14 protein-coding genes are annotated in these 11893 nt (G+C 57.9%); 7 read left to right on the top strand and 7 right to left on the bottom strand.

What is annotated here, in order from left to right; translation table 11 throughout:
- Positions 1-125 precede the first annotated feature (125 nt).
- Positions 126-1334 (top strand): ammonium transporter, encoded by a 1209-nt coding sequence (locus F8N44_RS23245; protein WP_150651947.1) that lies wholly within the window; start codon positions 126-128, stop codon positions 1332-1334.
- Here the strand turns inward: F8N44_RS23245 and F8N44_RS23240 are convergent.
- Complete coding sequence (locus F8N44_RS23240) at positions 1331-3043, bottom strand: cation:proton antiporter (RefSeq protein WP_150651946.1); 1713 nt, start codon at positions 3041-3043, stop codon at positions 1331-1333. The genes F8N44_RS23245 and F8N44_RS23240 overlap by 4 nt on opposite strands.
- Positions 3044-3250: 207 nt before the next feature.
- Between F8N44_RS23240 and F8N44_RS23235 the strand changes: the two genes are divergently transcribed.
- From F8N44_RS23235 to F8N44_RS23225, 3 genes are all read left to right on the top strand, one after another.
- The gene (locus F8N44_RS23235; protein WP_150651945.1) at positions 3251-3487 is read left to right on the top strand and encodes a glutaredoxin family protein; all 237 of its coding nucleotides are present in this window, start codon (positions 3251-3253) and stop codon (positions 3485-3487) included.
- A 112-nt stretch (positions 3488-3599) separates the two neighbouring features.
- Positions 3600-3917, top strand: coding sequence for a transcriptional regulator (locus F8N44_RS23230; RefSeq protein WP_150651944.1), 318 nt, complete (start codon positions 3600-3602; stop codon positions 3915-3917).
- 71 nt (positions 3918-3988) lie between these two features.
- Entirely contained in the window at positions 3989-4879 is an 891-nt protein-coding gene (locus F8N44_RS23225; protein WP_150651943.1) for a pseudouridine synthase, read from the top strand.
- A gap of 79 nt (positions 4880-4958) precedes the next feature.
- Here the strand turns inward: F8N44_RS23225 and F8N44_RS23220 are convergent, their stop codons facing one another.
- A complete protein-coding gene (locus tag F8N44_RS23220; RefSeq protein WP_007908660.1) occupies positions 4959-5180 on the bottom strand; it encodes a YgdI/YgdR family lipoprotein in 222 nt (73 codons plus the stop codon).
- A 77-nt stretch (positions 5181-5257) separates the two neighbouring features.
- A complete protein-coding gene (mobA, locus tag F8N44_RS23215; protein WP_150651942.1) occupies positions 5258-5860 on the bottom strand; it encodes a molybdenum cofactor guanylyltransferase MobA in 603 nt (200 codons plus the stop codon).
- Positions 5861-5941: 81 nt separating this feature from the next.
- On the opposite strand from mobA, the gene moaB reads away from it, so the two are divergent.
- Together moaB and glp are read left to right on the top strand one after the other, a co-directional pair.
- Positions 5942-6481 (top strand): molybdenum cofactor biosynthesis protein B, encoded by a 540-nt coding sequence (moaB, locus tag F8N44_RS23210; RefSeq protein WP_064120226.1) that lies wholly within the window; start codon positions 5942-5944, stop codon positions 6479-6481.
- Positions 6465-7691, top strand: coding sequence for a gephyrin-like molybdotransferase Glp (glp, locus tag F8N44_RS23205; RefSeq protein ID WP_150651941.1), 1227 nt, complete (start codon positions 6465-6467; stop codon positions 7689-7691). The genes moaB and glp overlap by 17 nt, the downstream gene beginning before the upstream one ends.
- A gap of 60 nt (positions 7692-7751) precedes the next feature.
- On the opposite strand, the gene F8N44_RS31415 is transcribed toward glp, so the two are convergent.
- Positions 7752-8060, bottom strand: coding sequence for a hypothetical protein (locus tag F8N44_RS31415; protein ID WP_191630939.1), 309 nt, complete (start codon positions 8058-8060; stop codon positions 7752-7754).
- A 313-nt stretch (positions 8061-8373) separates the two neighbouring features.
- On the opposite strand from F8N44_RS31415, the gene yegS reads away from it, so the two are divergent.
- Entirely contained in the window at positions 8374-9291 is a 918-nt protein-coding gene (gene yegS / locus F8N44_RS23195; RefSeq protein WP_150651940.1) for a lipid kinase YegS, read from the top strand.
- On the opposite strand, the gene F8N44_RS23190 is transcribed toward yegS, so the two are convergent.
- The 3 genes from F8N44_RS23190 to F8N44_RS23180 all read right to left on the bottom strand — a co-directional run bounded on the left by F8N44_RS23190 (position 9275) and on the right by F8N44_RS23180 (position 11778).
- Positions 9275-9934 carry a response regulator transcription factor gene (locus F8N44_RS23190; protein WP_034155212.1) on the bottom strand — a complete coding sequence of 220 codons (660 nt, stop codon included), beginning with the start codon at positions 9932-9934 and terminating at the stop codon, positions 9275-9277. The genes yegS and F8N44_RS23190 overlap by 17 nt on opposite strands.
- Complete coding sequence (locus tag F8N44_RS23185) at positions 9931-10824, bottom strand: sensor histidine kinase (RefSeq protein WP_150651985.1); 894 nt, start codon at positions 10822-10824, stop codon at positions 9931-9933. The genes F8N44_RS23190 and F8N44_RS23185 overlap by 4 nt, the downstream gene beginning before the upstream one ends.
- A gap of 486 nt (positions 10825-11310) precedes the next feature.
- Positions 11311-11778, bottom strand: coding sequence for a hypothetical protein (locus F8N44_RS23180; RefSeq protein ID WP_127929214.1), 468 nt, complete (start codon positions 11776-11778; stop codon positions 11311-11313).
- Between the last annotated feature and the right edge of the window lie 115 nt (positions 11779-11893).

Below are 11893 nucleotides of genomic sequence, written 5' to 3'. Positions count from 1 at the left end.
TCGACCTCGTGCGCCAAAGCAGTTCGCCGCATCTGCGGATCCGTGACTGCGTGGTCGCAACTTGGTGCATGAAATGTGCGCATGAACCGCTTTGGTGCCTTTTTCGCCTTTAGGTCTGCCTGCTTATGGAAAATCTGCAAAGCGCTGTGGACACCCTGGTTCACAGCTCCAATACCTTGTTCATTCTGATTGGTGCGGTGATGGTGCTGGCAATGCATGCCGGTTTCGCCTTTCTGGAAGTCGGCACGGTCCGTCAGAAAAACCAGGTCAATGCGCTGTCGAAAATTCTCAGTGACTTCGCCGTCTCGACGCTGGCCTATTTCTTTATAGGCTATTGGATCTCCTATGGTGTGACCTTCATGCAACCGGCGGCGGTGCTGAGTGCCGATCACGGTTATGGACTGGTGAAGTTTTTCTTCCTGCTGACCTTTGCCGCCGCGATCCCGGCGATCATTTCCGGTGGCATCGCCGAGCGCGCGCGTTTCGTGCCGCAGTTGTGCGCCACGGCGTTGATCGTTGCGTTCATCTATCCGTTTTTTGAAGGGATGATCTGGAACGGCAACTATGGCCTGCAAGCGTGGCTGACGGCGCAGTTTGGTGCCGCTTTCCATGATTTCGCCGGTTCCGTCGTGGTGCACGCGATGGGCGGCTGGCTGGCGCTGGCGGCGGTATTGCTGCTGGGGCCGCGTAATGGCCGTTATCGCGACGGTCGCCTGGTGGCGTTCGCACCGTCGAGCATTCCGTTTCTGGCGCTGGGGTCGTGGATTCTGATTGTCGGCTGGTTCGGCTTCAACGTGATGAGCGCGCAAACGCTGCAAGGGGTCAGCGGTCTGGTGGCGGTCAATTCGTTGATGGCGATGGTCGGCGGCACGATGGCAGCGCTGGTTGTCGGGCGCAATGACCCGGGCTTTCTGCACAATGGGCCGCTGGCCGGGCTGGTGGCGATCTGTGCCGGCTCCGATCTGATGCATCCGGTCGGTGCGCTGCTGACCGGCGCGATCGCTGGGGCGCTGTTTGTCTGGTGCTTTACCGCTGCGCAGGTGAAATGGCGTATCGATGATGTCCTGGGTGTATGGCCACTGCACGGTTTGTGCGGCGTGTGGGGCGGGATTGCCTGCGGGATTTTCGGCCAGACCGCACTCGGCGGAATTGGCGGCGTCAGCCTGATCAGTCAGTTGATCGGCACTGCGCTCGGCGTCGCCGTGGCGCTGATCGGTGGCTTCATCGTATACGGCGTGATCAAGGCGCTGCACGGGCTGCGCCTGAGTCAGGAACAAGAGTATTACGGCGCCGATCTGTCGCTGCACAAGATCGGCGCGGTGAGTCAGGACTAAGTCTCGGCATCGTCGCTACCCGGATAAAAACCGTGGAGCAGGCGATAGCGGTCGATGCGCACCTGATCGACTTTTTCCTGCACCTGATGCGCCGGCAAGCCAAGCATGATCAAAGCGTGGGAGGCGAGCATCAGGCTCGACTCCAACAGCTCCGGCACCACTTCGGTGGCGCCGGCGGCTTTCAATTCGGCCCATTGGCTGTCGTCGCGAGTGCGCACCAGAATCGGCACGTGGGCGTTGAGCCGGCGCGCTTCCTTGAGGATGCGCAGGGCAATGTCACTCTGATCCACAGCAACCACCAGCAATCTGGCGCGTAGCAGGCCAACCGCAGTCAGCAGATCGCCGCGCGACGAGTCGCCATAATGCACATCACTTTCTCCGCTGGCGGCTTCCTGGACCCGGACCGGTTCATTGTCCAGCGCGATGTAAGGCTGTTTGGCATTGCGCATGAAGCGCCCGATGGATTGGCCGACACGGCCGTAACCGCAAATCACCACGTGCTGATTGAGGTCGGCGTTGAGTGCGCTGATCTCTTCGATCTGTGCCTCTTGATTGGGTTTGCGGTGCAGCACTGCCGCGATGCGTGGCGCTGCGCGCAGTAACAGCGGCGTCAGCAGCATCGAGCAAAACGTTGCGGCGAGCAGCAGGTCGCCCAGTGCTTTGGGCATCATGCTGTTTTGCTGCATCTGCGCCATCAGTGCGAAGCAGAACTCGCCACCCTGAGCCAACGCCAGACCGCTGCGCCACGCCGTTTCGCTGTCACTGCCGCGCCACTTCACCAGCAAGGCCACGACGATGCCTTTGATCACCATCAACCCGACGGTGAGTCCGATAATCAACAGGCTGTGACTGACGAACAGTTGCAGGTCGATGAGCATGCCGATGCTGACGAAAAACACCCCTAGCAGGATGTCGCGGAATGGCCGGATGTCGGCTTCGATCTGGTGCCGATAGTGGCTTTCACCGAGCAGCATGCCGGCCAGAAATGCACCGAGGGCAGGGGACAGGCCCAACAGGTGAGTCAGCCACGCGGTCAACAGCACAATCACCAGCGCCAGCAACACGAACAACTCTGCCGAGCGTGACGCGGCCACTTCATGAAACAGCCTCGGCAGTAACCAGCGACTGGCCAGCAGCAGACCGACAAACAGCACCACGGTTTTCGCCAGCGTCAGTGGCAGCGCCCAATACCAGGCTTGCTCGCTGCTGCCGGCGAACACTGGCACCAACGTCAGCAGCAAGACCGCGACCACGTCCTGAAACAGCAGAACGCCAACGGCATTCTGCCCATGGCTGCTGAACACCTCGCCGAGACTGCCCAGCTCTTTGGTCACAATTGCCGTTGATGACAGCGAAAGCCCGGCGCCGAGCAGCAGCGCCGGTGTCATCGGCATGCCCAGCAGCATCAGCAACAAACCGAGCAGCGCGGTACTGATCAGCACCTGCTGACTACCGAGACGGAACACCACCTGGCGCAAGGCGATCATCTTCGACAGGGAGAATTCCAGACCCAGCGAAAACAACAGAAACACCACGCCCAGTTCGGCTACGTCAGGCAGGTGTTCGCTTTCGTTGACCCAGTTGAAGGCACTCGGCCCGACCAGCAGTCCCACGCACAGATAACCCAGAACCGGCGGCAACCGCAGGCGCCGGAACAGGGCAATCACCACGAGGGACGAGGCGAGGATGATCAACAGATTGGCAAACACTGGACACTCCGATGTCAGATCAGGCTTTTCAAGCGTAGAGGCAAAAAGGCCGGGAGGATCGCGTAATTGGGTTTTGTGCAGACTGATTTGCGTCAGGGTTTTGCCTGTGAGCCTTTGTAGGGGGGCTGGAGCCTTTGGGCGGCGGTGGCTCGACGGGTTTTCAGGTGCGGCCTAGAATAGGCCCACTCATTTTTTGGTTGAGCAATCATGCCTCCTGAATGTCAGCTGTTCGGCACCCTTGGATGCCATTTGTGTGAAGTCGCCGAGGCCGAACTGATGCCTTTCGTTGAGCATGGCCTGCTGGTTGAATTGGTCGATATTGCTGACGACGAAATGTGGTTTGAAGCTTACAGTCTGCGAATTCCGGTTTTGCGTCGCATCGACACCGGGGCTGAACTGGATTGGCCATTCAGCGCTGATCAAGTCGTGGCGTTTCTGCGTTAATCCGAGTTTCCTGGCTAATCCCGCCGGTCGCCGCCGCCATCCATTCCTTGGCATTTTGCGGATTGTTCGGTTACTGTATGTGCATACAGTAAATGCGTCAGAGGGATGAACCGTGGTCAATGTCGAACAGTTGAAGAACAGCGTGAACCGGATGTCGGTTGACGTGGTGCGCGAGGCGGTTCTCGAATTGCGCCTGGACGGGCTGGTCACGGAAGGCAAGACGCCGTTCAACAAGCTGCATTTCAACACCTGCTTCGCCGAGATCGAGGCCTTGTTTCAGCGCGCCGGCTACCACAAGCAACTGGATGTGGTCGGTTATCAGGGTTTGCTCTACGCCTTGTATGACCCGGGCCGCTGGGAGGCCGTCGAAGTGTTGCGCTGGCTCAAGGAATTCACCGACGCCGCAGCGCTGAAAACGATCCCGGCCTGAGCATTCAATGCTAGGTTCGCTTCCCTCAGTGCTGGATAATGCCGCCCTGTATTGAGGATTCGATTTTCCGTATGTCCATGTCTACATTCTCTGCTGCGCAGAATCAGGCGAGCACACTTTATCTGCCACCCGGTAAATGGCTGACCGTACTCGATTGCCTGTGCGAGCATTTCCGCGCCATTGATCGCGAGCAATGGCTGGACCGGATCGCTCGGGGGCGGGTGCTGGATGGCCAAGGTCAGCCAATCCCGGTAGATCTGCCTTACAAGGAAGGCCTGCGAATTCATTATTTTCGCGAAGTGCCGGACGAGAAGACAATCCCGGTGGTCGAGTCGATCCTGTATGCGGACGAGCATCTGGTAGTGGCTGACAAACCACATTTTCTGCCAGTGACACCAGCCGGTGAGTACGTCGAACAAACATTACTGCGGCGTTTGATCCGACGTCTGGACAATCCTCACCTGGTGCCACTGCACCGCATCGACCGGCATACGGCGGGACTGGTCATTTTCTCGGCCAATCCGCAAACCCGTTCGGCTTATCAGTCGCTGTTCCCTACGCGGCAGATCGACAAGCGCTATGAAGCCATCGCTCCGGCGCTGCCGGATCTGAATTTTCCGCTGGTGCACAAAAGCCGTCTGGTGGATGGCGAACCGTTTTTCCGCATGCAGGAAGGCGAAGGTGCCAGCAATACCGAAACGGCGGTGGAGGTTCGGGAAAAACATGGCGATCTGTGGCGCTATGGATTGTTTCCGGTGACCGGCAAGAAACATCAACTGCGCGTCCACATGACTGCGCTGGGCGCGAGCATCTGCAACGATCCGTTTTATCCGCAGGTGTTGAAAAACATCGAGGACGATTACGCCAATCCGCTGAAACTGCTGGCGCAAGGTCTGCGGTTTATCGACCCGGTGACCGGTGAAGAGCGTGAATTCGAGAGTCGGATTACGCTGCAGTGGTGATACCGACTTCACTTTTCGAGCGCCCATAAAAAAGCCCGCAATCAATGCGGGCTTTCTGTATCCGGTGTCGAACCAGAGCTTACAGCTCTTTAACGGTACGAACCTGATCCTTGTTGATGCGGGTTTCTTTGCCGTCCAGCTGTTTGAACTCGTAGAAGCCCGAATCATCATCGTATTTCGGGGTGTCGACGGCCTGGATTTCGCGACCGTCATTCAAGGTGATCACTGTAGGCGAGGAGCAACCGGCGAGGGTGGCAAGGCCCAGTGCGAGCATGAAAGTGGCGAGGGTCCGTTGAGTCATGGTGTGTCTCCGAATGGAAATTCTTTTGGTTACTGAGCTTGAGACGTATACAAGGCGTGAGAGTTCCTTGAATAGTGTCAGTCTGACACAGTGTTGTGGGAATTTAACAGTTCGGGGGTGTTGAGGTTGGCCAGCCGCGGGTCGTTGTCCGGGCATTGCAGGGCGGTGGCACCGAGACCGCGCATGACCCGGCCGGGGCTGCGTTCACCGGCGTTCCAGGCATCTTCGAAGGCCGATAAAAGTGCCACCGGAATTACACACAGCAACGGTTCCCAGTGCTCGTCATGGCGCAACATTAAAGGTTTTTCAGGATTCAGATTGGCGGTTTCACGCATGCTTTGCAGCAGTGCTGCGTCAATTCGCGGGACATCACAGGGCAAGACCAGCAGGTGCGTGTGGCGCGCCGCTTTCAGGCCGGCGCGAATGCCGGCCAATGGCCCTGGGAAATCGCCCTCGTCGTCGACGACCAATTGATCGGCGAATGGCGCGTAACGCTCGCGATTGCGGTTGCAGGAAATGATCAGGTCGTCAGTCATTGCACGAACCTTGCGCTGCAAATGTGCAATCAACGGCTCACCCAGCCACTCCACCAATCCTTTGTCCTGACCGCCCATGCGTTGGCCGCGTCCGCCTGCCAGGAGGAGAATTGAGCAGAGTGGCAATTGCGTATTCAGGGGCATGGCAGCTCTCCAGAGGGGCGGCGAAAAAATGAGGCGCTGTGATATAACACCGGGCTGTTTCTCCTACAACTGGACGAGCCTATGAAAGCCAAGGCTGATGTACCTTTCGTGCCGCTCAATATTGCGGTGCTGACAGTCAGTGACACCCGAACTCTGGAAACCGACACCTCAGGTCAGGTCTTTGTCGACCGCTTGACGGCGGCGGGCCACCATCTGGCAGAGCGGGTCTTGCTCAAAGATGACCTCTACAAAATTCGCGCGCAAGTCGCCAACTGGATTGCCGACGATGTCGTGCAGGTGGTGCTGATCACTGGCGGCACCGGATTCACTGGCCGCGACAGCACACCCGAAGCGGTTGCCTGTCTGCTCGACAAACAGGTCGACGGGTTTGGTGAGTTGTTCCGGCAGATTTCGGTAGCCGATATCGGCACTTCGACGGTGCAGTCCCGTGCATTGGCCGGCCTGGCCAATGGCACGCTGGTTTGCTGTTTGCCGGGCTCGACCAATGCCGTACGCACTGGTTGGGACGGCATCCTTGGTGAGCAACTGGATGCTCGTCACCGCCCGTGCAATTTCGTCACCCATTTGAAGCAGGCGGCACCTTGTGAATCCCGTGGGTAAGCCGGGCAAAACGGGGGCACTGATGCCGGTCGAGGTGGCGCTGGCGCGTTTGCTCGAAATGGCTGAAGCGTCGGCAATTGTCGAGCATGAGTATTTGCCGCTGGCACAGGTACAGGGGCGGGTGCTGAGCGAGGACCTGATTTCGGCGCTGGATCTGCCACCCTGGCCTAACAGCGCCATGGACGGTTATGCGTTGAATCTGGCTGACTGGAATGGCCAACCGATGCCGGTCAGTCAGAAAGTGTTTGCCGGGCAATCCCCCGAACCGCTGAAGCCCGGCACTTGTGCGCGGATTTTCACCGGGGCTCCGGTGCCGGCGGGTGCTGACTGTGTAGAAATGCAGGAAAACGCTGAGGTTCTAGCCGACGCAATGGTGCGTTTCCTGGAACCGATGAAAGCCGGGCAGAACATCCGCCCGCAAGGCCAGGAAACTACCGTCGGGGAGCTGATTCTGCCTGCCGGCACTCGATTGGGTCCGATTGAGCAGGGATTGGCTGCATCGTTGGGCTGCGCCGGACTGAAGGTGGTGCGCAAGGTGAGAGTCGCGGTGATTTCCACCGGCGATGAATTGGTCGAACCAGGCCAGGCACTGGGGCCGGGTCAGATATACAACAGCAATCGGGTGTTGCTGTGCAGTTGGTTGCAACGTCTGGGCTGTGAGGTAGTCGACGCCGGCATTCTCCCGGATGATCTGGCCACTACCCGTGCCCGCCTGGGTGAGTTGCAAGATGTTGATCTGATTCTTTCCACGGGCGGCGTCTCGGTGGGTGAGGCGGATTTTCTGGGTATTGCCTTGCGCGAAGAGGGTGAGCTGGCCCTCTGGAAACTGGCGATCAAGCCCGGAAAGCCGTTGACGTTTGGGCATTTCCGCGGGGTGCCGGTCATTGGTTTGCCCGGGAATCCGGCTTCAACATTGGTGACCTTCGCGCTGCTCACTCGGCCTTACCTGTTACGCCGTCAGGGTGTGCGGGACGTCGAGCCGCTGAAGTTCACTGTCCCGGCTGGTTTTGTCTGGCCGGTGGCAGGCAATCGGCGCGAATATCTGCGTGGTCGTCTGGAGCAAGGGCGGGCGACTGTTTACCGCAACCAGAGCTCAGGCGTACTGCGTAGTGCTGCGTGGGCAGATGGATTGGTCGAAGTACTGGAAGGTCGCACGCTGATTGAAGGAGACGAAGTTGCCTTCATTCCGTTGAGTGATCTGCTGGGCTGAACGCAGTCTTGCAAATGCAGGCGTCGGTTGACTCTGGCGGCGCCTGCAATGACTCAATCGTCAGTTGCTGATCAATGTCACAAGCTGGTCGAATCGGCTGTTGGCCACCCATCCCAGCAGTCCCAGAACTACTGCTGTCGCGCCTGCCGAGTAGGCAAGCCGGTGTTTGATCGTTCTGACATCACCGCGGACTTCGTCCATGTCCCGTCGTAGATATTTGAGATGGGTTTCCAGCTCGGTTACACGAGGTTCCATATCAACTTCTCCAGTAGCTCTGGCGCTGTTTTTGAATTCGGACTTGTGATTCGCGCGACTTTCGACGAGAGGGCCGACCGGGCTCACTGGCATTCTTGCTTCATGACTTGGCATGGAAGCATCCACCGGTTGTTTCGAGTGTTCGCTTGTGGCCTGTTCCAGCTCCCGAACTGACAAGAGCACTGGGGGTGTATCCGCTCATTACATGCACGTCCTTGTGTATTGGATTGAAGATTGATACCGCCAGCACACGGTGACTCAATGCTCGGACCGGGTCAATTAAGCCGATTCCGCATGTTTTGTAAGAAAAAATACCGCTGTGTAGGACGTCCGGGCCGGAAGGCTGAATTAATTGTGATTCCCACGGCTTTTTTGTGTGCTGCGGCGGTCAAGATGTTTCAACCGATTCGATTTGTGGAGTGACGTAATGACTGAACGCCGAGCGCTGTTGATTCTGCATGGCAAGCAGGCTCTCAACGAAGAGGTTCGAACCGCCGTCGAGGACAAGCGTAAACAGGGCTGGGAACTCGCCGTACGCCTGACCTGGGAGGCAGGGGATGCTCAGCGTTGGGTCGAACAGGCATTGGCGGACGGCTACACGAAGATTATTGCCGGTGGCGGAGATGGTACGTTGCGCGACATTGCCGAAGCGCTCGCGGCGCATCCGGGCAAAGCCAGTCTGGTGCTTTTACCTTTGGGCACCGCCAACGATTTTTCTCGCGCAGCCGGTGTGCCACTGGAGCCCGCCGAGGCACTCGAGCTGCTGGATGTTCCGCCGCGCAATATCGATCTGGGTGAAGTGGGCGGGCAGATTTTCCTCAACATGGCCACTGGCGGTTTCGGAAGTCAGGTCACGGCCAATACCTCCGAGGACCTGAAAAAGGTGCTGGGTGGTGCCGCCTATCTTTTCACCGGTCTGTCACGGTTCAGCGAGCTGCATGCCGCTTACGGCGAACTTCAGGGGCCGGACTTTCACTGGCGTGGCGAGTTGCTGGCGCTGGGCATCGGCAATGGCCGTCAGGCCGGCGGCGGGCACGTATTGTGTCCAGAGGCGCTGGCCGATGACGGTTTGCTTGATATCAGCATCCTGCCGGCACCGCAGGAGCTGGTTGGCACGTTGAAGACGCTGCTCAGTGATGGTTTCGGGATCGACAACATGTTTGTACGAACCCGTTTGCCATGGGTCGAAATCAAGGTCGCCGAGGGGCTCTGCATCAATCTTGATGGCGAACCGCTGGAAGGCGACAGCATGCGATTCGAAGTGCGTCCGGCGGCGTTGCGTGTGCATTTGCCGGAGCATTCTCCATTGTTGGGCGGCGCCGGATCGGTCAGTCGTCCAGGCTGATGATCTGTTCGCGCACGGCGAACAGCACCAGGCCTGCAACGTCGTAGATTTGCAGGCGTTTCATGATCTGTGAGCGGTGGGTCTCGACCGTCTTGATGCTCAGTCCCAGGCCATTGGCGATTTCCCGGGTGGATTTCCCGCGCACGATCAAGCGCAGGATTTCCAGTTGTCGGGCGGTCAGATTGTGCGAGTCGGCGATTTCCGGCTGCTGCTTCTGATTGCGCGTCAGGGCCTGATTGATCACGGTATGGGCGATGGCCGGGCTCAAATAGCGCTCGTTGTTGCGCAAGGCTTCCAGCGCATGTTCGAGTTCGGTAGCCGTCGTGTCCTTGAGCAGGTAACCATGGGCGCCGGACTCCAGGGCCTGCATGATCAGCGCTGGATCGGTATGCATCGACAGGATCAGCACCTTGCTCTGCGGGCGCACCCGCTTGAGCCGTTGCAAGGCTTCCAGGCCACCGGTTTCTTTCATGGAGATATCCAGCAAGACGATGTCCGGACTCAATTGCTCGACCATTTCGAGCAGTTGCGAACCGTCATTGGCCTCGCCAATTACCGCGTAACCGGGAATATCCAGCACCAGAGCGCGCACGCCGGCCCTGATCAGCGAGTGGTCATCCACTAGAAGTAAGTTGCAAGTCAACGCATAACCTTATTCGTACTGGCCCGCTCGAGTGCGCGAGGCGCCCAGGGGAAGAGTGCTTCGATTTGAGTGCCTTTGCCCGGTTCGCTGATGACGTTCAGGGTGCCACCCAGTTGTTCGATTCGTTCGGCCATCCCGGCCATGCCTCGTTGTCCTTCACGACCCGGATTGGCAGCCGGGGCGAACCCCAGGCCGTCATCGCTGATCAGCAAGGTCAGGCCTTTTGGCAGACGTTGCACACGTATCACCAGGTTTTTCGCCTGTGCGTGGCGCAGGATATTGGTAACAGCCTCCTGGGTGATGCGAAAAGCGGCCACCGCCATTTCTTCTGGAATACCGTTAAGGCGCTGCTGGCAATCAAGGCTCCAGTGCACGTTGCTGTTGGTCAAGGTCTTGAGCAGATGCGCACGCAGGCTGGCTTCAAGTCCCAGGCTGGTCAATTGACGCGGATTGAGAATGGCCGAAACGTCGCGCACTTTGTTAAGGGTTTCTTCCAGGGTGTCGCACAACGCCGTGCATTGTTCCTGCAAGTCAGCCGGCATGCGTCGTTTGAGCCACTCGCTCTGCAGTTTGGCGGCCGTCAGCAACTGGCCGATATCGTCGTGCAGTTCACGGCTGAGGCGATGGCGTTCGTTTTCCTGGACTTCCAGCAGACGGTCGGCGAGCTCCTGCGGCTGAAACTTGATCGATTTGCGCGACAGGCGATATTGCACCCAGACACACGCGGTAGCCGCAATGTCGAGCAATAGCAATCCAAGGCAAAGTGGAGTCGAAAGACTGTAGGTCAGCAGGCTGCCAAGCGTTGCCGCGATACACAGTATGAGTGTGAACCGGCGTGCGTTTTCCCGGGAAGGTGGCCATGTAGTGATTGACTTGAGGCTGGCGTACATAACGGATGGAGCCAATGGATGTTCGCTGCGGGCAGACCGGCCGGAGGCGGGCGGGTCTCTGTCTGAAAATGCTGTGAATTATGTTATTGATTTCAACGCGGTTCAGTGAACGTATTGATCGCCTACTTCAGCAGATAGCGCTCTCTGAAGTCACTGTGCCATTAATTTGAAAGCAATTAGTGCCCGGCATAATACCACTTAAGATACCGTTGGTCGCGTTTGCTATATATGTCCATTGAGTCAGGAAATACGCAATATTGGACGCAAGTTCCATAATGGAAAAAGCCGATTTATTGTGTGCGGGAGATGTCGGTGTTGCCTGAAAGTGTGCTTGTTTACACACAGGCAAACCCTGAGGCCGGCAGAAAACATTTGTGTCTGTCAAAGCTGATTATTTAATTCGGTTTGTCGCTGACAGGTATGAACTATCCAATTACGACATCAGCGTTTGAGTCCAAAGTACCTGCGCGGGGTACAAGGGGCAATTCAGGCTTGGCCCGAGTAGGGCAGTTGAGGCAAACGTTTGCCCGTCAGCGGTGGCTGCAATTGGCTTTGCCCGACCTGGAAGGCGAATGCTTCGATCAGCGAAGTCTGTTCGCTTTCATCAAGGCTCAGTTGCCCGGTCTGCTGGTCGACCAGTTCCAGTTGCCAGGCCATCAGCGTGAAGCAGTCCTGCAACGCTTGCAGCGCTTGTTCGTGAAGGTCGACGTGATCCTGGTTCAGATTGAGCAGGCTGTAAATGTGCAGGGAAAACTCGGAAATCGCCTCCAGCGCCAAGGCTTCAGCGCGACGTGCGAGTTTGAGGAGGGTACTGAGTATGCACTCGATGGCGTCCTTGTCATTGCTGATCAGTTGCAGATGGCTGAGACATTCTTCGGACTTGGCCAGGAGTTGTTCGGCCTCGACAAGGAATTCGGGGAAGCGTTGTACCCACTCTTTGCGGTCCATTGGCATGCTTATCTCCACCACGTCATGTCTGATGAGGGAATGCCGTGTGTGGCGACGATCATGAATCGTCGGGAGATCGCGCCCAGACGTGCAGGTGCACAGGCTGAGGGGTTCCAGAGGG

This window comes from Pseudomonas fluorescens, assembly GCF_902497745.1.
In the GTDB taxonomy this organism is placed as follows: Bacteria; Pseudomonadota; Gammaproteobacteria; order Pseudomonadales; family Pseudomonadaceae; genus Aquipseudomonas; species Aquipseudomonas fluorescens_BM.
Note: the sequence above shows the minus strand (reverse complement) of the source record. Positions and strands in the feature narration are given on the sequence as shown.

Coding starts and splice junctions, on each gene's coding strand:
- F8N44_RS23245 (WP_150651947.1), top strand. CDS start 126: ATGGAAAATCTGCAAAGCGCTGTGGACACCCTGGTTCACAGCTCCAAT.
- F8N44_RS23235 (WP_150651945.1), top strand. CDS start 3,251: ATGCCTCCTGAATGTCAGCTGTTCGGCACCCTTGGATGCCATTTGTGT.
- F8N44_RS23225 (WP_150651943.1), top strand. CDS start 3,989: ATGTCCATGTCTACATTCTCTGCTGCGCAGAATCAGGCGAGCACACTT.
- F8N44_RS23220 (WP_007908660.1), bottom strand. CDS start 5,180: ATGACTCAACGGACCCTCGCCACTTTCATGCTCGCACTGGGCCTTGCC.
- mobA (WP_150651942.1), bottom strand. CDS start 5,860: ATGCCCCTGAATACGCAATTGCCACTCTGCTCAATTCTCCTCCTGGCA.
- moaB (WP_064120226.1), top strand. CDS start 5,942: ATGAAAGCCAAGGCTGATGTACCTTTCGTGCCGCTCAATATTGCGGTG.
- F8N44_RS31415 (WP_191630939.1), bottom strand. CDS start 8,060: ATGCCAAGTCATGAAGCAAGAATGCCAGTGAGCCCGGTCGGCCCTCTC.
- yegS (WP_150651940.1), top strand. CDS start 8,374: ATGACTGAACGCCGAGCGCTGTTGATTCTGCATGGCAAGCAGGCTCTC.
- F8N44_RS23185 (WP_150651985.1), bottom strand. CDS start 10,824: ATGTACGCCAGCCTCAAGTCAATCACTACATGGCCACCTTCCCGGGAA.
- F8N44_RS23180 (WP_127929214.1), bottom strand. CDS start 11,778: ATGCCAATGGACCGCAAAGAGTGGGTACAACGCTTCCCCGAATTCCTT.